This is a genomic window from Streptomyces sp. NBC_00443 (genome assembly GCF_036014175.1).
Lineage (GTDB): Bacteria > Actinomycetota > Actinomycetes > Streptomycetales > Streptomycetaceae > Streptomyces.
This window is the reverse complement of record NZ_CP107917.1, coordinates 3434325-3453413: the sequence shown is the minus strand read 5'-3', so window position 1 is coordinate 3453413 and position 19089 is coordinate 3434325. Positions and strand designations below refer to the sequence as shown.

General features: G+C 71.4%; 18 protein-coding genes. 5 read left to right on the top strand and 13 right to left on the bottom strand.

The features are described 5' to 3' along the window. Positions 1 to 49: 49 nt before the first annotated feature. Positions 50 to 811, top strand: a complete 762-nt coding sequence (locus tag OHO27_RS15255; protein ID WP_328424208.1) for an alpha/beta hydrolase — start codon at positions 50 to 52, stop codon at positions 809 to 811. An 89-nt stretch (positions 812 to 900) separates the two neighbouring features. Here OHO27_RS15255 and OHO27_RS15250 read toward each other — a convergent pair whose 3' ends face one another. Then, on the bottom strand, positions 901 to 1851 hold the full coding sequence (locus OHO27_RS15250; protein ID WP_328424206.1) for a LysR family transcriptional regulator: 951 nt from the start codon (positions 1849 to 1851) through the stop codon (positions 901 to 903). Positions 1852 to 1914: 63 nt separating this feature from the next. On the opposite strand from OHO27_RS15250, the gene OHO27_RS15245 reads away from it, so the two are divergent. Continuing rightward, entirely contained in the window at positions 1915 to 3189 is a 1275-nt protein-coding gene (locus OHO27_RS15245) for an MFS transporter (RefSeq protein ID WP_328424204.1), read from the top strand. 136 nt (positions 3190 to 3325) lie between these two features. Here OHO27_RS15245 and OHO27_RS15240 read toward each other — a convergent pair whose 3' ends face one another. From OHO27_RS15240 to afsQ1, 5 genes are all read right to left on the bottom strand, one after another. Beyond that, positions 3326 to 3535, bottom strand: coding sequence for a PspC domain-containing protein (locus OHO27_RS15240; protein WP_328424202.1), 210 nt, complete (start codon positions 3533 to 3535; stop codon positions 3326 to 3328). Between the two features lie 107 nt (positions 3536 to 3642). After that, positions 3643 to 4194, bottom strand: a complete 552-nt coding sequence (locus OHO27_RS15235) for a VanZ family protein (RefSeq protein WP_328424200.1) — start codon at positions 4192 to 4194, stop codon at positions 3643 to 3645. Between the two features lie 534 nt (positions 4195 to 4728). Continuing rightward, the gene (locus OHO27_RS15230; protein ID WP_328424198.1) at positions 4729 to 5346 is read right to left on the bottom strand and encodes a hypothetical protein; all 618 of its coding nucleotides are present in this window, start codon (positions 5344 to 5346) and stop codon (positions 4729 to 4731) included. Further along, the gene (locus OHO27_RS15225) at positions 5346 to 6932 is read right to left on the bottom strand and encodes a HAMP domain-containing sensor histidine kinase (RefSeq protein WP_328424197.1); all 1587 of its coding nucleotides are present in this window, start codon (positions 6930 to 6932) and stop codon (positions 5346 to 5348) included. The genes OHO27_RS15230 and OHO27_RS15225 overlap by 1 nt, the downstream gene beginning before the upstream one ends. After that, positions 6929 to 7606: a two-component system response regulator AfsQ1 gene (afsQ1, locus tag OHO27_RS15220; protein ID WP_190072356.1), complete on the bottom strand. Its 678-nt coding sequence runs from the start codon at positions 7604 to 7606 to the stop codon at positions 6929 to 6931. Before afsQ1 ends, OHO27_RS15225 begins: the two co-directional genes overlap by 4 nt. A gap of 267 nt (positions 7607 to 7873) precedes the next feature. On the opposite strand from afsQ1, the gene OHO27_RS15215 reads away from it, so the two are divergent. Then, positions 7874 to 8620 (top strand): SigE family RNA polymerase sigma factor, encoded by a 747-nt coding sequence (locus OHO27_RS15215; RefSeq protein WP_328424192.1) that lies wholly within the window; start codon positions 7874 to 7876, stop codon positions 8618 to 8620. A 197-nt stretch (positions 8621 to 8817) separates the two neighbouring features. On the opposite strand, the gene OHO27_RS15210 is transcribed toward OHO27_RS15215, so the two are convergent. From OHO27_RS15210 to deoC, 5 genes are all read right to left on the bottom strand, one after another. Next, complete coding sequence (locus tag OHO27_RS15210; protein ID WP_328424190.1) at positions 8818 to 9174, bottom strand: DUF6281 family protein; 357 nt, start codon at positions 9172 to 9174, stop codon at positions 8818 to 8820. A gap of 61 nt (positions 9175 to 9235) precedes the next feature. Next, entirely contained in the window at positions 9236 to 9871 is a 636-nt protein-coding gene (locus OHO27_RS15205; RefSeq protein ID WP_328424188.1) for a uridine kinase family protein, read from the bottom strand. A 192-nt stretch (positions 9872 to 10063) separates the two neighbouring features. After that, entirely contained in the window at positions 10064 to 10984 is a 921-nt protein-coding gene (locus OHO27_RS15200; RefSeq protein ID WP_328424186.1) for an aldehyde dehydrogenase family protein, read from the bottom strand. After that, positions 10985 to 12442: an aldehyde dehydrogenase family protein gene (locus tag OHO27_RS15195; protein WP_328424184.1), complete on the bottom strand. Its 1458-nt coding sequence runs from the start codon at positions 12440 to 12442 to the stop codon at positions 10985 to 10987. A 5-nt stretch (positions 12443 to 12447) separates the two neighbouring features. Then, positions 12448 to 13416, bottom strand: a complete 969-nt coding sequence (gene deoC, locus OHO27_RS15190; protein ID WP_328424182.1) for a deoxyribose-phosphate aldolase — start codon at positions 13414 to 13416, stop codon at positions 12448 to 12450. A gap of 547 nt (positions 13417 to 13963) precedes the next feature. Between deoC and OHO27_RS15185 the strand changes: the two genes are divergently transcribed. Both OHO27_RS15185 and OHO27_RS15180 read left to right on the top strand, forming a co-directional pair. Further along, positions 13964 to 14665 carry a PH domain-containing protein gene (locus OHO27_RS15185; RefSeq protein WP_328424180.1) on the top strand — a complete coding sequence of 234 codons (702 nt, stop codon included), beginning with the start codon at positions 13964 to 13966 and terminating at the stop codon, positions 14663 to 14665. Between the two features lie 519 nt (positions 14666 to 15184). Continuing rightward, the gene (locus OHO27_RS15180; protein WP_328424178.1) at positions 15185 to 16006 is read left to right on the top strand and encodes a hypothetical protein; all 822 of its coding nucleotides are present in this window, start codon (positions 15185 to 15187) and stop codon (positions 16004 to 16006) included. A 257-nt stretch (positions 16007 to 16263) separates the two neighbouring features. Here the strand turns inward: OHO27_RS15180 and OHO27_RS15175 are convergent, their stop codons facing one another. Beyond that, positions 16264 to 17913, bottom strand: a complete 1650-nt coding sequence (locus tag OHO27_RS15175; RefSeq protein ID WP_328430443.1) for a phospho-sugar mutase — start codon at positions 17911 to 17913, stop codon at positions 16264 to 16266. Between the two features lie 291 nt (positions 17914 to 18204). Continuing rightward, on the bottom strand, positions 18205 to 19029 hold the full coding sequence (locus OHO27_RS15170) for a purine-nucleoside phosphorylase (protein WP_328424176.1): 825 nt from the start codon (positions 19027 to 19029) through the stop codon (positions 18205 to 18207). Between the last annotated feature and the right edge of the window lie 60 nt (positions 19030 to 19089).

The window sequence follows — 19089 nt, the reverse complement described above, 5'->3', positions numbered from 1 at the left end:
GACCCCAAGGACGGGTGGCGTACACCCGCGCTTCTGACACTGTTCTGTCATGGCACACCAAGTGACGCCGGTGCGCAGGGTCCGGCTGGGCAAGGCGATCGGGCCGGAGCCGACGGCGGTGAGCGGAGTGGTGCTCCTGCTTCCCGGAGGTGACGAGGTCTCACATCGCAAGCCGGCGACGTTGTTGGCGACCTCCCACGTGCGCACCCTCGGGCGTCGGCTGGCGCGGGCGGGGCGCGAGGACGGTCTGGCCGCGCATGTCGTCCGCTACCGCTTTCGCGGGTGGAACGGCAGTGACGCGAACCTCGTGAGCGACGCGCTGTGGGCCGCGGACGAGGTCGTACGGCGCTACGGCGACGTCCCCGTGTGCCTCGCCGGGATCGACATGGGCGCGCGGGCGGCGGTGCGGGCGGGTGGCCACGAGGCCGTCAACTCCGTGCTGGCGATAGCTCCGTGGATGCCGGAGGAGGACGTGGCGGCGTCACCCGAACCGGTGAAACAGCTCGCGGGGCGGCGGGTGATGTTCGTGCACGGCACCAACGACGAGCGGACCGATCCCGAGCTGTCGTTCCGGCTGGCGGAGCGGGCGAAGAAGGCGAACCGGGATGTGTGCCGGTTCGAAGTGCATTCCGATCGGCACGGGTTGCAGCAGCATCGGGATGAAGTCCTCGCGCTGGCCGAGGACTTCGTCATGGGGGTGCTGTTCGGGAGGTCGTTCTCGCGGCCTGTCGCCGATGCGTTTGCGGCTCCGCCTCCTTTGGGGCTGCGGATGCCGTTGGCTGCGGGGTTCGGGAAGTCGTTGCGGCGGTAGCGTCGTTGGGGGTCCCGTCTCGTGGCGGGTGCGGGTGCGGGTGCGGGTGCGGGTGGTTCGTGGTTGCTCGCGCAGTTCCCCGCGCCCCTTCAGGGCAGCAGGTTGCCCCTCCTTGAGAGCAGGAACTTCTTGAAGGCGGCCACCGGGGGTGTGTCCGGGTGGTCGGCCATCCAGGCGACGCCGATTTCTCGGGCCGCGCGTGGGGCTGTGACCGTCAGTTCTGCGACTCCCGGGCGCGGTACGGCCGGTGGGGGCAGGAGTGCGACTCCGAGGCCCGCTGCCACCAGGCCCCTCAGCGTCTCCGCCTCCTCGCCCTCGAAGGCGATGCGGGGCCTGAAGCCTGCCTCCTTGCACAGGTCGTCGGTGATGCGGCGAAGGCCGTAGCCCGGCTCCAGGGTTACGAAGATCTCGTCGGCCGCCTCTGCCAGGCGGATGCGCTTGCGGCCGGCCAGGCGGTGGTCGGCGGGGACGACCAGACGGAGTTTCTGTTCGTCCACGCGGCGGGCGACCAAATCGGGGGCGTCCGGGACGGGGGACGTGAGGCAGAGGTCGAGCTCGCCGGCCCGGAGTCGTTCGAGCATGGCCTCGCCGTAGTTCTGGACCAGGCTGAAGCGGACGCCGGGGTGGTCGGCGCGGAAGGCGTGGATGAGGCCCGGGACCGTTTCGGCGCCCATGGTGTGCAAGAAGCCGAAGGCGACCTTGCCGGTGGCCGGGTCGGCGTCGGCGCGGACCTCGTCGGCGGCGCGCCGGATCTCGGCGAGGGCGCGTTCGGCCGAGGCGAGGAAGGTGCGGCCGGCGGGGGTGAGGGAGACCGTACGGCCGTGGCGGGCGAACAGGTCGACCCCCAGGTCCTGCTCCAGGCGGACCATGGCACGCGAGAGCGTGGACTGCGGGACCTGCATCTCCTGGGCGGCCCGGGTGACGTGCTCGGTGCGGGCCACGCCGGCGAAGTACGCGAGGCGGGGCGCGAGCAACATCGTCATGTCTTCTGTGTCACTGGATGGTGACAGTCGAGGCTGTGAACTGTACTGATGCGCCATGGGAACGATTATGGCGAATCCATGCATTGGACGGATGAGTGGGGGCGTACGTAGCTTCGAAGCATGTCTCCCGCCAGTACCGGGGCGTCCACCACCGTGGGCGCCGCACCCGCAGTCCCTGTCGTCGACTCCCGAATGGCCCCGGGCGGCCCCGGCTACCGCCGGATGAGCTTCGCCCTCTTCCTCGCCGGTGTCGCGACCTTCGCGCTCCTCTACTCCACACAGGCCCTGCTGCCGCTGATCTCCGGGGAGTTCGGGGTGGCGGCGAGCGAGGCGAGCTGGACGGTGGCGGCCGCGACGGGCGGTCTGGCGCTGTTCGTGCTGCCCATGAGCGCGCTGTCGGAGCGGTTCGGACGCCGTACGGTCATGACGGCGTCGCTGGCGGTCGCGGTGGCGGTCGGGCTGCTGGTCCCCTTCGCGCCGAACCTGACCTCCCTGGTCGTGCTGCGGGCGGTCCAGGGCGCGGCGCTGGCAGGTCTGCCCGCGTCGGCGACGGCGTATCTCGCCGAGGAGGTCCGGCCGAAGGCTCTGGTCACGGCCATCGGACTGTTCGTCGCGGGCAACAGCGTCGGCGGGATGAGCGGCCGTGTGATCACCGGCTGGGTCGCACAGGAGTGGGGCTGGCGGATCGCGGTCGGCGTGATCGGCGTGCTCGCGGTGGCGTGCTCGGTGGCCTTCCGGCTGCTGCTCCCGGCCCCGCGCCACTTCAAGCCGGGCTCGCTGCGCCCTCGTGTCCTCGCCCGCGCGGTCCGCGACCACCTCTCCAACCCGCTGCTGCGCCGTCTGTACGCGATCGGCGCCCTGTTCATGACCGTCTTCGGCGGCGTGTACACCGTCATCGGCTACCGCCTCACGGAGGCGCCGTTCTCGCTGCCCCAGGGCATCATCGGCTCGATCTTCCTCGTGTACCTGGTCGGCACGGTGTCCGCGTCCACGGCGGGACGGCTGGTGGGCCGCCTGGGCCGCCGAGGCGCGCTGTACGCGGCCGGCGCCACGACGGCGGCGGGCCTGCTGCTGTCCCTGGCGGGCTCGCTCCCGCTGGTCCTCCTCGGTCTGGTCCTCATCACGGGCGGCTTCTTCGCGGGCCACGCGGCCGCCTCCTCGGCGGTCGGCAAGACGGCCACCCACGGCCGCGCCCAGGCCTCGGCCCTCTACCAGTCCGCCTACTACATCGGCTCCAGCGCGGGCAGCACGGTCGGCGCGGTGGCCTTCCACGCGGGCGGCTGGGCCGGCACGGTCGCCGTCGGCCTCCTGGCGGTGCTCGGCGTCGTGACGATCACGGTGTTCGGCACGCGGGCGGCGCGGCTTGAGCAGCGGCGGCTGGCTACGGCGGCCTGAGGTGGGCGCCGGGTGCAGGACGTGGGTTGTGGGGCGTAGCTCGTGGGTTGTGGGGCGTAGCTCGTAGGTTTCGTTTCCTGTGGCAGAAACGGGTGCGCCCCGCCGGACATCGGCGGGGCGCATCTGGTTTCTGTGGTTACCAGGCTTCGCGCGTCTTGTTCGCCTTGTCCTCCGAGGGGAGCAGGATCCACAGGACTATGTAGAGCAGGAACTGCGGGCCGGGGAGCAGGCAGGAGATCAGGAAGATCACGCGCATCGTCGTCGCGGAGGTGCCGAAGCGCCGTGCCAGCGCGGCGCACACTCCGCCGATCATGCGGCCGTTGGTGGGTCGGGCGAGCGCGGTCATGGTGCGGCTCCTTCGCGAGCGTCGGTCGGAGGCCCCTTGTGGGGCCTCCCGAGGGCTTCCCTCATCTGACATCCACGCTACGGCGACGAACCGGGCAAAGCGTCACTCTATGGAGCTATCCCGACCCTGGGAATCGTCGGGGTCCGACCCTGAGAGAGCTCCTCCTGGGGGACCGTTGGCCGGTCTGCGCGCTCGGACCTGCGGCGGAGCCAGGCGCGGGCGGCGGGTACGACCGCCGCGTGCGCCAGGGCGGCGCCCATGGTGTTCAGCAGCAGGGAGTCGACGTCGACGATCTGGCCGGGTACGCCGGTCTGCAGCAGCTCGATGCCCAGCGAGATCAGGGCGCCGGCGCCGACCGCCCGGACCAGGGAGCCCAGTGGGGAGGCGTCGATCCTGCCGTGTGCCATCGGGATCAGCACGCCGAGCGGTGCGAGCAGGGCGAGTCCCTCGGCGATGTGCCGGGCGCCCTCCTGCCAGCCCAGCGCCAGATCGGCTCTGATCCCGGCGAACGGCCGCAAGTTGGGCGGCATCACCCAGGGGACGTCCAGGGGGCGCAGCGTGAGCCAGGCGACGAACGCGAGATGCGCGACCAGGAGAACACCCCCCGTCGCACGGATGCGGATCACGGCGCTGCCGCCGATGGAGCCTTGACGCTGCACGCCCCCCTAGACGCGCCCCCCGGCAGGATCGGTTCCGGGAGAGGGCTTACGGGGGTGAGGCGTCCGCCACACGGGCCTCCGGCGGTGGGCGCGCGTCTATGCCTGCGGCGGCCTGTGGCTGTGCGGTGAGGGTGCGCGTAGCGCCTGCGGTTCGGTGGGTGGGTCGGGGCCGCGCCGGGGGGTGTCCGTCCTCGGACCGGCGGCCCCCTTAGGCCAGGAGGAACCGCGTGTTGACGCCGGCCACTGCGGGCGGACACCCCCCCGGCACGTCCCCTTCGCGCCGTGGGCGACTGCGGCGCCGCGGGGGTGCGCCTTCCGGCAGGTCCCCTTCGCGCCGTGGGCGACTGCGGCGCCGCGGGGGTGCGCCTTCCGGCAGGTCCCCTTCGCGCCGTGGGCGACTGCGGCGCCGCGGGGGTGCGCCTTCCGGCAGGTCCCCTTCGCGCCGTGGGCGACTGCGGCGCCGCGGGGGTGCGCCTTCCCGCACGTCCCCTTGGCGCTGTATGCAGGTGGTGCGCCGTGGGGGTGTTTTCGCCGTCAGCTGTCTGTGATCTCCGTCGACTGGGGCTCGTTGCTGCCGGGGCGGGTGCGGACCTCGTCCGTGCACTCGTAGCGGCGCAGGGGCTCGGCGCCGGGGCCGCCCAGGATCACCGAGCCGTCGCCCTCGGCGGCCGTCGAGTCCGAGAACGTGCAGACGATCTGGGCGAGGGCGTACGAGGTGAGGTCGTTGGGGGGTGTGCTCAGGCGCAGGGTCTCGTCGGGGTCGCCAGGACGCGGGCCGCTCACTGCCATGGCGCCGCGGACGTCGGTGGTGTAGCCGGCCTCCTTCTCGGCGGCCGACGGTGTCGCCTCCAGCTCGTCGAGCAGCCCCTGCGCCACCAGCACGCGCCGCGCCGAGTCCGCCGTACCGTCCGTCACCCGTACGGTTCGGTCCACGGCCACCAGTTGCGACCCGCACAGCAGGAACACCTGCACCGGAAGCCCGCGCGTGGCCTGCGTCGACACGTTCGGTTCGGAGAGCGAGCAGTGCACGCGTGAGGGTGCGGGGCCGAAGTTGGTCGGCACCTCCGTGGAACGGATGCCGCACCCGGTCAGCAGCGCGGCGGTCGCTGCGGAGAGGGCCAGGAGGCTACCAGCCGGGCCGCGTACCTTCATCAGGCGTCCCCCTTCTTCGCCCCGTCGGAGCCCTTGCCGTCGGTGCCGTTGGCGTCTGTCTCTTCCGCCAGTTTCGATGCGTCCCGGGGGAGGCGCAGGGTGAACACCGCGCCGCCGTCGGGGGAGTTGGCGGCGGTGATCTCGCCGCCGTGGATGTGGGCGTTCTCCAGGGCGATGGACAGGCCGAGGCCGCTGCCCTCGGAGCGGGGGCGGGAGGCGCTGGCCTTGTAGAAGCGGTCGAAGACGTGCGGGAGGACGTCCTCGGGGATGCCGGGGCCGTGGTCCCGTACGGCGATCACGATCGAGTCGTCCGCCTCCCGGACCGCGACCCGGACCGGCGATCCTCCGTGCTTGAGCGCGTTGCCGATGAGGTTGGCCAGGATGACGTCCAGGCGACGCGGGTCCAGGCGGGCCATGATGCCGCGCTCGGCGTCCAGGTCGACCGCGTCCAGCCAGGCGCGGGCGTCGATGCAGGCCGTGATCTGGTCGGCGAGGTCGACCTCGTCGATGACCAGGCGGGCCGTGCCCGCGTCGAAGCGGGTGACCTCCATGAGGTTCTCGACGAGGTCGTTCAGGCGGCGGGTCTCGCTGACGACCAGGCGTACGGCCGGTTCGATCATCGGGTCCATAGAGCCGGTCTCCATCTCCAGCTCCTCCTCCAGCACCTCCGTCACGGCGGTGATCGCGGTGAGGGGGGTGCGCAGTTCGTGGGACATGTCGGCCACGAAGCGGCGGGACGCGTCGTCCCGTCCGGCCATGTCGGCGACCCGTTTCTCCAGCGCCTCGGCGGCCTTGTTGAACGTCCGGGACAGATCGGCCAGTTCGTCCGTGCCGGAGACGCGCAGGCGGGTGTCCAGCTTGCCCTCGCCGAGCCGGCGGGCGGCGACACCGAGGCGTTGGACCGGCTTCAGTACGGTCGTCGCGGCGGCCTGCGCGAGCAGCGCGGAGCCGATCAGCGCGAGGCCGGTGGCGATGCCCAGCGACCAGGCGAGGGAGTTGAGGTCCTTGGCCTCCGGCTCCAGGGACTTGAGCATGTAGCCGGTCGGGCCGCCGCCGATCACCTTCGTGCCGGCGACCAGGTAGGGGGTGTCGTCGGCGACTATCCGCTGCCAGTACAAGTGGTACTCGGCCTTGTTGGAGGAGTCGACCTGCTGCTCCTCGTTCACCGCCGTGCGCAGCGACCGGGGCACGTCCGCGAGCGTGAAGCCGTCCAGGCCGCCGGAGTTGCCGTACATGGGCTTGCCGTCGGCGTCCTGGGCGACGAGCAGCACGCTGAAGCGCTGGCTGCTGTTGGCCATCTGCCCGGCGGTGTGCTGCAGTTCGTCCTGCGTCGGCTCCTCGGGCAGCAGACCCGCGCGGTTCTGCATCTCCTGCTCGAAGTCGCGCAGCACCGCGTCCTGGGCGCGGGTGAGCACCGCCTCGCGGTTGAGCCAGTAGGCGATGCCGGAGGCCGATACCGCGGCCGTGAGCGCCACCAGGCCGAAGACGACCACGAGTCGCAGTCGCAGGCTGGTGAAACGCAGCTTCGACCACACTCCCTTGCGAGCCGCGACCCAGCCGCGGAATCCCCCCTGCACGTCTGTCACTGAGGCGCGTCCAGGCGGTAGCCGACTCCACGGACGGTACGGATGAGCGTGGGGGACGACGGGACGTCCTCGACCTTGGCGCGCAGGCGCTGCACGCAGGCGTCCACGAGGCGGGAGTCGCCCAGGTAGTCGTGCTCCCAGACCAGGCGCAGCAGCTGCTGCCGGGACAGGGCTTGCCCCGGCCGGCGGCTCAGTTCGAGCAGCAGGCGCAGCTCGGTCGGGGTGAGCTGGAGGTCCTCGCCGTTCTTGGTGACGGTCATGGCCGCGCGGTCGATGACGAGGCTGCCGTAGGTCGCGGCGTCGTTCGACTCCCGCTCCCCGCGCCGCAGCACGGCACGGATGCGGGCGTCCAGGACCCGCCCCTGCACGGGTTTGACGATGTAGTCGTCCGCGCCGGACTCCAGTCCGACCACGATGTCGATGTCGTCGTTGCGCGCGGTCAGCAGGATGATCGGCAGCTGGTCGGTGCGCCGGATGCGGCGGCACACCTCGAAACCGTCGATACCGGGCAGCATCACGTCCAGCACGATCAGGTCCGGCCGCTGCTCACGCAGCAGTTTCAGACCGTCCTCGCCGGTGGCAGCGGTGGCCACACGGTGTCCCTGGCGAGTCAGTGAGAGCTCCAGGGCCGTACGGATGGCGTCGTCGTCCTCGATCAGCAACAGGGAAGGCACGGGGCTCATTCTGGCCCATGCGGGGGTCGTGTTTCGACACCTGTACGAGCTGTACAGCTACGGGCACGTAGCGCTCATGACTGTGTCCGCGCTGTCGCCCGCCTGGGGGCGACCTACGGCACAGGCCCCTGTGACACGTCTGTGACAGTCGGCGGACACGGCCATGAAGGTGCCCCGGCAAGCTTCTCGGCACAGGCAAGACAGCAGGACGCAACACAGCAAGCCGTACCAAGCAGAACACCGGAAGTCCACGACGGGGGGCGCGAGATGAACACGCTGCACGGCACCAGCACCAGCGCAGTGATCACGCGTCTGCACGACGTGAACGGGGGCCGGGGTTCCGAGAAGTCCGGTGCCGTGAGCGGGCGGGGGTGCGCTCGCGGCACCGGGCGTCAGCACACCGCGTTCATGACGGTGGTTGACGGTTTCACGGGGGAAACGCACGGGGGAGCCGCGTACAGGGAGGACTCGGGGGAGTGTCGTCGCTCGCTGTCGGAGGCGGAGTTCACCGCCTACGTCCAGGAGCGCCGCGCCTCCCTGTACGCAACCGCCTATCACCTGACCGGTGACCGCTTCGAGGCCGAGGACCTGCTCCAGAGCGCGCTGTTCTCGACGTACAAGGCGTGGGACCGGATCAGTGACAAGGCCGCGGTCGGCGGATACCTCCGCCGCACCATGACGAACCTGCACATCAGCGCGTGGCGCCGCCGCAAGCTGAACGAGTACCCGACCGAGGAGCTGCCGGAGACGCCCGGCGACACGGACGCGATGCGCGGCACCGAACTGCGCGCGGTCCTGTGGCAGGCGCTGGCCCGGCTGCCCGAACTCCAGCGCACGATGCTGGTCCTTCGCTACTACGAGGGCCGCACCGACCCGGAGATCGCGGACATCCTCGACATCAGTGTCGGCACGGTGAAGTCCAGCATCTGGCGGTCGCTCCGCCGGCTGCGCGAGGACGAGGTCCTCAGCTTCGGCCGTGACGAGGAGGACGCCTTCGGGGAGCTTGTCGCCTGAAGGTCCGGGGGGACCGTACCGGGGGGAATGCAACGGGGGAACGGTAAGAAGTGGGGGGACCCACGGGGTCGGGGGGCCCACGGGGGACCAACGGGGGAAAACACGGGGGAGTGCTCCCACGGGGGATTCGGGGGGAGCACGACGAGAGCGGGGCTGGAGGGCCGGGGGGTCCATCCAGTCCCGTTCTTCGTGTGCGGTCAGTGGGCCTTCATGAGGATCGCTCCGGCGGGAGTATCACCGACGGCGATGGCGACTGCCGGGTCCGTTCCCTCGACCGCGTACGCGGTGATTCGCTGCTCGCCGCCGGCGTCCGGGGGATCGTTCGGGGTGTCCTCGCACGCCGGGATCGTGGCTGTACCCAGCTTCTTCCCGACGGTGAAGTCGGCGTTCGCGACGTCCTGGTAGGAGCGGTTCGCGTACATCACCACGTACGCGCAGGAGGCCTCGGCCGCACCGCCCGGCTCCGCGCCGCCCATTTCCGTGCAGCCGACGGCCGTACTGAGGAGCAGTGCAGCCATGAGCAGACGCCGGCCGGACCGGAGCGTAGTGCGCATCGGGCTTCCTTTCCGCGGGGACCGTTTTCCGGTCCTACGACGGTGAGGGCGCCCTGTTCGTTCAGGTGGCCGGTGTTGCCGCCGGGCAGCGGCCCGCTGCGGCTGCGGTGAGGCGGCCGAGGGCCTCGTCCCTGTCGCAGGCGTGGGCGCCCAGGGACGTCTGGTGGGCCACGATCGAGCGTTCCAGGCGCATCAGGCGCCAGCCGCGGCGCAGCAGGAACGGGACCGATTTGCGGCCCTCTCGCAGGTCGCGGACGAAGCGGCGGCGGAACGTCTTCACGGGGCCGCGGCTCAGGCACAGCGCGTCCGCGAGGAGGCCGAGCTGACGGCAGCGGGTCACGATCTCGGCCGCGAAGATGCCCTCCGCGATGAAGAGGGGGGTGCGGCCGATGTCGACGGTCTCCGCGCCCGTGCGGGCGCTCAGCGAGAGGTCGTACAGCGGCACGTCCGTACGGCCCGTGCGGCACAGTTCCGCGATCGCCGCCACGGCCGTGTCGGCGTCCCACGAGTCGGGGTGGTCCCAGTCGATGTCGGAGCTCCCGGGGACCTGCGGCAGGGTCGGGTCGTCAGCCTCTTTGTAGAAGTCGTCGAGCCGCAGCACCGGAAGACCGGAGTGGGCGGCGAGAAGGGACTTGCCGGAGCCGGAAGGGCCGCAGAGCAGCACGACTCGCGTCGGTATGGGCGGATGGGAACTCACGGGACACCAGTGTGAGGCATCGCAGGGCCCGTGTACGACCCGGTGTACCGCAAGTGAAGCGCGCGTCACACCTCACAGCCCTCTCGCGTTCACCTGGCAACTCGTCGCGGTGACGGCAGGGCAGAGAGCCGCGCCTCCCCCGGACGGAGGGGAAGCACGGCTCTCCGGTATCGGTGGCCGTCGTGCCGGTGATCAGTACGACGAGCCGGACGCGCCCAGCGAACCCGTCGGGTGCCAGACCGTCTTGGTCTCCAGGAACGCCGTCATACGGTCGATGCCGGGGGTGGCGGCCCAGTCGTCCACAGGCTGTGGACGCAGGACGCGCTTGAGGTTGTCGGCCGCCGCGATCTCCAGTTCCTTCGCCAGCACCTCGTCGGCGCCGGCCAGGTCGATCGCGTTGACGTCCTGGTGCGCGGCCAGCGGCGTCGCGATCTCCGCCGTACGGCCGGACAGGACGTTGACCACACCGCCCGGCAGATCGGACGTGGCCAGGACCTCACCCAGGGAGAGGGCGGGCAGCGGGGACTTCTCGGACGCCACCACGATCGCCGTGTTGCCCGTCGCGATCACCGGGGCCAGCACCGAGACCAGGCCCAGGAAGGACGACTCCTGCGGGGCCAGGACGGCCACCACGCCGGTCGGCTCGGGGGAGGAGATGTTGAAGAACGGGCCCGCGACCGGGTTTCCGCCGCCGACCACCTGGGCGATCTTGTCCGTCCAGCCCGCGTACCAGACCCACCGGTCGATCGCCGCGTCGACCTGAGCCGCCGCCTTCGACTTCGACAGGCCCTCGGAGTCGGCGACTTCACGGACGTACTGCTCGCGGCGGCCCTCCAGCATCTCCGCGATGCGGTAGAGGATCTGGCCGCGGTTGTACGCCGTCGCGCCGGACCAGCCGCCGAACGCCTTCCGCGCGGCGACCACCGCGTCACGGGCGTCCTTGCGGGAGGACAGGGGGACGTTCGCCAGCCAGTTGCTCTTGGAGTCCGTCACCTCGTACACCCGGCCGCTCTCGGAACGCGGGAACTTCCCGCCGACGTACAGCTTGTAGGTCTTGAAGACGGAGAGTCGCTCGGCGCGCTCGGTCTTGTCGTTCTTGTCCACTGTGCTCATTTATCGCTCGCCCTCCGGGCTCGACGGGGCGAGGTACGCCTCCAGGCCGTGGCGGCCGCCCTCGCGGCCGAAGCCCGACTCCTTGTAGCCGCCGAACGGCGAGGTCGGGTCGAACTTGTTGAACGTGTTGGACCAGATGACGCCCGCGCGGAGCTTGTTCGCGACGGCGAGGATCCGCGACCCCTTCTCCGTCCAGATGCCCGCCGACAAGCCGTACGCGCTGTTGTTGGCCTTGGCGACGGCCTCGTCCGGCGTGCGGAAGGTGAGGACCGACAGGACCGGGCCGAAGATCTCGTCACGGGCGATCCGGTGCGCCTGGGTGACGTTCGTGAAGAGCGTCGGCGCGAACCAGTAGCCGCTCTCGGGGAGTTCGCAGGCCGGCGACCAGCGCTCGGCGCCCTCCGCCTCGCCCTGCTCGACGAGCGAGGTGATGCGGGTGAGCTGCTCCTCGGAGTTGATCGCGCCGATGTCGGTGTTCTTGTCGAGGGGGTCGCCGAGGCGGAGCGTGGAGAGGCGACGCTTCAGCGACTCCAGCAGCTCGTCCTGGATCGACTCCTGGACCAGCAGCCGGCTGCCGGCGCAGCAGACCTGGCCCTGGTTGAAGAAGATGCCGTTGACGATCCCCTCCACCGCCTGGTCGATCGGGGCGTCGTCGAAGACGATGTTGGCGCCCTTGCCGCCCAGCTCCAGGGTGACCTTCTTGCGGGTACCGGCGACGGTCCGCGCGATCTCCTTGCCGACCGCTGTCGATCCCGTGAAAGCGACCTTGTTGACGTCCGGGTGCGCGACGAGCGCGGCGCCGCTGTCGCCGTAGCCGGGAAGGATGTTGACGACGCCCTTGGGCAGGCCCGCCTGGCGGCAGATGTCCGCGAAGAACAGGGCGGAGAGCGGGGTGGTCTCGGCCGGCTTCAGCACGACCGTGTTGCCGGTCGCCAGCGCCGGGGCGATCTTCCACGCCAGCATCAGCAGCGGGAAGTTCCAGGGGATGACCTGGCCGGCCACGCCGAGGGGCGCCGGGCTCGCGCCGAAACCGGCGTGCTCCAGCTTGTCGGCCCAGCCCGCGTAGTAGAAGAAGTGCGCGGCGACCAGCGGGAGGTCGGCGTCGCGGGTCTCCTTGATCGGCTTGCCGTTGTCCAGCGTCTCCAGGACGGCCAGCTCACGGCTGCGCTCCTGGATGATCCGGGCGATGCGGAACAGGTACTTCGCGCGCTCGGAGCCGGGCAGCGCCGACCACTTCACGAAGGCCTTGCGGGCGGCCTTCACGGCGCGGTCCACGTCCGCCTCGCCGGCCTGGGCGATCTCGGCGAGGACCTCCTCGGTGGACGGGGAGACGGTCTTGAAGACCTTGCCGTCCGCCGCCTCCACGAACTCGCCGTCGATGAACAGGCCGTACGACGGCGCGATGTCGACGATCGAGCGGGACTCGGGGGCCGGTGCGTATTCGAATACCGATGCCATGGTGATCAGTCCACCGTCACGTAGTCGGGGCCGGAGTAGCGGCCGGTGGCCAGCTTCTGACGCTGCATCAGCAGGTCGTTCAGGAGCGAGGAGGCGCCGAAGCGGAACCAGTGGTTGTCCAGCCAGTCCTCGCCGGCGGTTTCGTTGACCAGGACGAGGAACTTGACGGCGTCCTTGGTCGTCCTGATCCCGCCGGCCGGCTTCACACCCACCTGGATGCCGGTCTGGGCGCGGAAGTCGCGCACCGCTTCCAGCATAAGCAGGGTGTTCGCGGGGGTGGCGTTGACGGCGACCTTGCCGGTGGACGTCTTGATGAAGTCGGCGCCCGCCAGCATGCCGAGCCAGCTCGCGCGCCGGATGTTGTCGTACGTCGACAGCTCGCCGGTCTCGAAGATGACCTTGAGGCGGGCGGACGCCTCGCAGGCCTCCTTCACGGCGACGATCTCGTCGTACACCTTCATGTAGTTCCCCGCGAGGAACGCCCCGCGGTCGATGACCATGTCGATCTCGTCCGCACCGGCGGCGACGGCGTCCCGGACGTCCGCCAGCTTCACACCGAGGGCGGCGCGCCCGGCCGGGAAGGCGGTGGCGACCGAGGCGACCTTGACCGAGGAGCCGGCGACGGCCTCCTTGGCGGTGGCCACCATGTCGGGATAGACGCAGACGGCCGCGGTGGCCGGAGTCGTCCGGTCACTCGGGTCGGGGTGGACCGCCTTGGCGCCGAGCGCCCGGACCTTGCCCGGGGTGTCCGCGCCTTCCAGCGTCGTCAGGTCGACCATCGAGATGGCGAGGTCGATGGCGTACGCCTTGGCGGTCGTCTTGATGGAACGGGTACCGAGGGACGCGGCGCGCGCCTCCAGGCCGACCGCGTCGACGCCGGGCAGCCCGTGAAGGAAGCGGCGCAGCGTACTGTCGGACGCGGTGACGTCCTTGAGGGCGTGAGCTGCGGTGGGTGCATTGGTGGGCATGGTCACCAGACGAGCATATCTACGCGCGTAGCGGCTGTACACCCCGAGGGATGGGGATCTGTTCTGCAGCCGAGCGGATGGGTCTGATCCGCGCCGAGGGAATGGATCTGTCTCTGCCGCAAGGGAACGGATCCGCACAACGCAGGGGAGCGGATCTGTTTCTGCCACAAGGGAACGGATCCGCACAACCCAGGGGGAGCTGTCCCACCCAGGGGCGCGGGGAACTGCGCGACCAGCCACAGGCAACCCGCACCCGCGCGCGCAGAGAGGTCCCGCGGTGATGGGGCGCCCCGCCACCGGCAGCCCGCATCCGCGCGCGCAGCGAGGTCCCGCGGTGATGAGGCGCTCTGCCACCGGCAGCCCGCACCCGCGCGCGCAGCGAGGTCCCCACGGTGATGAGGCGCTCTGCCACCGGCAGCCCGCACCCGCGCGCGCAGCAGGGCCCCCACGGTGATGAGGCGCCCCGTCACCGGCAGCCCGCACCCGCAGCGAGGTCCCACGGCGATGAGGCACCCCGCCAAGCCGCCGACAGGCATACGGCAGAATCGGCCCCATGACGACCCCGGAACCCCAGCCCCCCACCCCGGCCCCCGTGTCGAAGGACCGCGTCTACCGCTCGCCCATGGGCATCATCGGCGGCGTCGCGCTGCTCGGAATCGCCCTCTGGCTGGGCATCGACGCACTGATCCGGGGCGAGGGCCGCACCCAGTGGGTGGCGCTCGCGGCGCTGATCCTGATCGTGCCGCTGGTGTCCGCGTTCACGCTGAGGCCCGCCGTCTACGCCAACGAGGACCGGCTGCGCATCCGCAACCCGCTGCGCGTGATCGTGCTCCCGTGGGGGCAGGTCGCCGCACTGCGGTCCAGCTACTCGAACGAGGTCGTCGACAAGTCCGGCACCAAGTTCCAGCTCTGGGCGGTGCCGGTCTCGCTCCGGGCACGTAAGAAGGCGGCCCGGCGCTCGGCCCGGTCCGCGGCGGAGCGGAGCGCTGCCGCGCGGGGTGAGCGGGGCGGCCGCGCCGGCGGGGGGATGGGGTTCGGCGGGCTCGGGTTCGGGGCGCCGCGAGGGGATGCCGACATGGACGGCCCGGCGCGGGCCGAGACCGACAAGGTCATGGACGACCTGCGGGAACTGCTGGAACAGCGGGAGAAGCTGGAGTCCTCGCAGGGTGAGGTCACCGTGCGGTGGGCCTACGAGGTGGCGGGGCCGGTCATCGCCGGGGCTGTGCTGCTGGTGATTGTGCTGGCGACGGCCTGACGGGCCCGCACTGAGCACCGGTCGGCGAACGCTCGCGGCGTACGGCGTACCTTGAGTCGCGCACGGTGAACGGCGTCGACTGGCGAACCGAGTGACCGCCGGCGGCGACTGGCTGCCCGCGATGGTGCTGGCGAGGGCCTGACGGGCCCGCGCTGAGCACCGGTCGGCGAACGCTCGCGGCGTACGGCGTACCTTGAGTCGCGCACGGTGAACGGCGTCGACTGGCGAACCGAGTGACCGCCGGCGGCGACTGGCTGCCCGCGATGGTGCTGGCGACGGCCTGACGGGCCCGCGCTGAGCACCGGTCGGCGGACGCTCGCGGCGTACGGCGAATCGTGAGCCCGCGAAGGGCGGACGCCGTACCTTGAGCCGCGCACGGCGAACTGGCGAACCGCGTGACCGCCGGCCGCCCTAGGACCGCCTCCGCCAGCCCGGCGGCGCGCTCTCCGGCGGCCAGCAGCAACGCCTGTGCATCGATCTACGACAACGTCCTGGCAGGCCTGAAGCTCAACGGTTCGGGTGAGCGGCGGCCCAGCACAGGGCGAACCGGGCGGCCGGCGATCCGCCGCACCGGCGGCCTGGGTCACCGTACCGACGACCCTGGCCCTGGCCCTGCTCACCGGATGCGGCACCGGCGGCGCGAGCGACGGACCCGACGTCGGCACCCCTATGGCGGCGCCCGGCGCCCCGTACGCGCCCACGGGCTGGGCACAGCCCACACCTCCCGCCCCCACGTTCGCGTCCCCGGCACCAGCCACCCCACCACCCCCCGACCCCACCCCGGCCACGCCCACGCCCGCCACCTCGAAGTACCGCCGCCCGGCCACCCACCCCTCCACCCGGCCCTCCGACGACCGCGGGCGCGGCCCCGACCTCTCCCGCCGCCCCGCGCTCCCCACCGACCGCCGTAAGAGCACCACCCCCGCCGCCACCCCCCGCACGCCCACGACGGCGCCCGAGCAGACCGGGCGCCCCAAACGAACGACGATCCGCATCGGAACCTGGTCCGCCCGTGTCGTCCGCGGCGGACAGCACGAGGTCGATGCCTGCCGGGACGCCGTGCAGTGGGCGGGCCCCGAACTCGGCACCGAGAACGGCTACGAGATGCGCACGGCCGTGATCGTCGGCCACGACCACTGCGGCTTCGACCGCTTCGCCACGCTGCCCGTCGGCACGACCGTCACGGTCAGCGGCCCGCGCGGAACCTGGCGGTACGAGGTGTACGCCAACTACCTCACCCCGGGCCGCGGCGCCCCGGCCGCCGGGCTCTACTGGGGCGACCTCACCCTCCAGTCGTGCGTGGGACCGGACACGGGGTTCAGCTACCTCGTAAGGATCTGAACCCCGGGCCCGGCCCGTGCGCGGCATCCCGCTTCAGATGTGAAGGGGGCGCGGGACACCGTGGGGGCGGATGCCTCCGAGGGGGACAAGGAGCGCATCCGTACTGCCCTTCCAGAATGCGACGGGTGGGAGCAGGCAGCCGGGAAGCATGCGACAACCCAACATGGCGTTAACCGGTGCGCGTCAATCGCTCGAAGGGGTGCCTCCGAATGGAGGCACCCTTCGAGAACGACCAGAACTCCGCGTACTCGTACGGCTCAGATGCCCGCCGCCGCCGACAGGTCCCGCTTGATGGCAGCGAGCAGCTCGGCCGCCTCGGTGCGGGCGGCCGGGAGGTCGGCGTGGGCCGCGACCGGGACGACGACCTCCAGGTAGCACTTCAGCTTGGGCTCGGTGCCGCTGGGACGGACGATGACGCGGGCGCCCTCGAGCGTGTAGCGCAGGCCGTCGGTGGGCGGGAGGGTGTCCGTGCCCTGGGTGAGGTCCTCGGCGCGGGTGATGGCCAGCCCGGCGAGCTCGGTCGGCGGCTGCTCGCGCAGCCGCCCCATGGCGTCGGCGATGACCGCCAGGTCCTGGACGCGCACCGAGAGCTGGTCGGTGGCGTGCAGGCCGTGGGTCACGGCCAGGTCGTCGAGGAGGTCGAGGAGCGTGCGGCCCTCGGCCTTCAGCACGGACGCGAGCTCGGTGATCAGCAGCGCCGCGGTGATGCCGTCCTTGTCGCGCACGCCGTCGGGGTCGACGCAGTAGCCGAGGGCCTCCTCGTAGCCGTAGCGCAGGCCGTCGACGCGGGCGATCCACTTGAAGCCGGTGAGGGTCTCCTCGTACGGCAGCCCCGCCTTCTCGGCGATACGGCCGAGGAGGGAGGAGGACACGATCGACTCCGCGAAGGTGCCGCGTGCTCCGCGGCTGACCAGGTGAGCGGCGAGCAGAGCGCCTACTTCATCGCCCCGAAGCATCCGCCACTCGTCCTTGCCGTCCCCGTCGTCCCCGTCCCGCACGGCCACGGCGCAGCGGTCGGCGTCAGGGTCGTTGGCGATGACGAGGTCGGGGGCCGTCTCGCGGGCCTTGGCGAAGGCCAGGTCCATCGCGCCGGGCTCTTCCGGGTTGGGGAAGGCGACGGTGGGGAAGTCCGGGTCGGGCTCGGCCTGCTCGGCGACGAGCGCGGGGGCGGGGAAGCCGGCGCGCTCGAAGGCTGCGAGGAGGACGTCCTTGCCGACACCGTGCATCGCCGTGTAGACGGTGCGGGCGGTGCGCGGGGAGCCGGGGGACAGCACCGCGTCCGTGCGGGCGAGGTAGGCGTCCAGGACGCTGTCGTCCAGGGTCTCCCAGCCCTCCGTGGGGCGGGGGACGACGGTGAGGGACGGCACCGCGGCGATCTCCTGGGCGATGTCGATGTCCGCGGGCGGGACGATCTGGGAGCCGTCGCCGAGATAGACCTTGTAGCCGTTGTCGCGCGGCGGGTTGTGGCTCGCGGTGACCTCGACTCCGGCGACCGCGCCGAGGTGCCTTATCGCGTACGCGAGGACCGGCGTGGGGAGCGGGCGGGGCAGTACCGCGGCGCGCAGGCCCGCGCCCGTCATCACGGCGGCCGTGTCGCGGGCGAAGTCCTCCGACTTGTGGCGGGCGTCGTAGCCGATGACGACGAGTCCGTCCTGGTGACCCTGCTTCTTCAGATACGCGGCGAGGCCGGCCGCGGCGCGGATGACGACCGTGCGGTTCATGCGCATCGGGCCGGCGCCGAGTTCGCCTCGCAGGCCCGCGGTGCCGAACTGGAGGGTGCCGCTGAAGCGGGCGGCGAGTTCCTCGACGTCCGCGGCGTCGATGAGCTTGGCGAGCTCGTCGCGGGTCTCCGGGTCCGGATCCTCGGCGAGCCACGCCTGGGCCCGGGCGATGAGATCGTCGTGCACGTCGGTCAACCTCTCGTTCTTGTGGTGAGGAGGGGGCTGAGGGCGGGGATGATTCTCGCCACCGCCGCCCCTACCCGTCCCGTCCCGTCCTTGAAGGGACTCCGCCCCTTCGACCCCGCTCCTCAAACGCCGGAGGGGCTGAATTCGGGGCCTTCGCCTTACAGCGCCGGTCCAGGCAATCCAGCCCGTCCGGCGTTTGAGGACGAGGCCGTTCAGGCCGAAAGCGGGGGTCTGGGGGCGGCAGCCCCCAGGTACGGGACGGGTAGGGGCGGCGGGGGCGAGGAAAACCCCCTACAGACGCCCCAGCACCTGCGCCAGCAACGACCCCATCTGCGTGGCCGAGTCACGCCCGGCCTGCAGAACCTCCTCGTGGTTCAGCGGCTCACCCGTCATCCCCGCAGCGAGGTTCGTCACCAGCGAGATCCCCAGCACCTCGGCCCCCGCCTCACGCGCAGCGATCGCTTCCAGCACCGTCGACATACCCACCAGGTCCGCCCCGATGACCCGAGCCATCCGGATCTCCGCCGGCGTCTCGTAGTGCGGACCGGGGAACTGGGCGTAGACGCCCTCTTCCAGGGAGGGGTCGATCTCCTTGCACAGGGCCCGCAGCCGCGGCGAGTACAGGTCCGTGAGGTCGACGAAGTTCGCGCCGATGATCGGGGACGTCGCCGTGAGGTTGATGTGGTCGCTGATCAGGACCGGCTGCCCGGGACGCATGCCCTCACGCAGACCGCCACAGCCGTTGGTGAGGACGACCGTCTTGCAGCCGGCGGCCACCGCGGTGCGCACCCCGTGCGAGACGGCGGCCACCCCACGGCCCTCGTAGTAGTGGGTACGGCCCAGGAAGACCAGCGCGCGCTTGTTGCCGATCCGGTAGGAGCGGATCTTGCCGCCGTGCCCTTCCACCGCCGGCGGGGGGAACCCCGGCAGCTCGGTGACCGGGAACTCGGCCTCGGGTTCGCCGAGGGCGTCCACGGCCGGAGCCCAGCCGGAGCCCATCACGAGGGCGACGTCGTGGGTCTCGGCGCCGGTGAGTTCGCGCAGGCGCGAGGCGGCGGCGTCGGCGGCGGCGTGGGGGTCGCCCTGGATGTCGTCCGGAAGAAGAGATGCGTTCACGCGACTGAGGGTAGCCGGTTTGGGCCTACGCGCGTAGATGACAGAGCTCACGGGATGGCG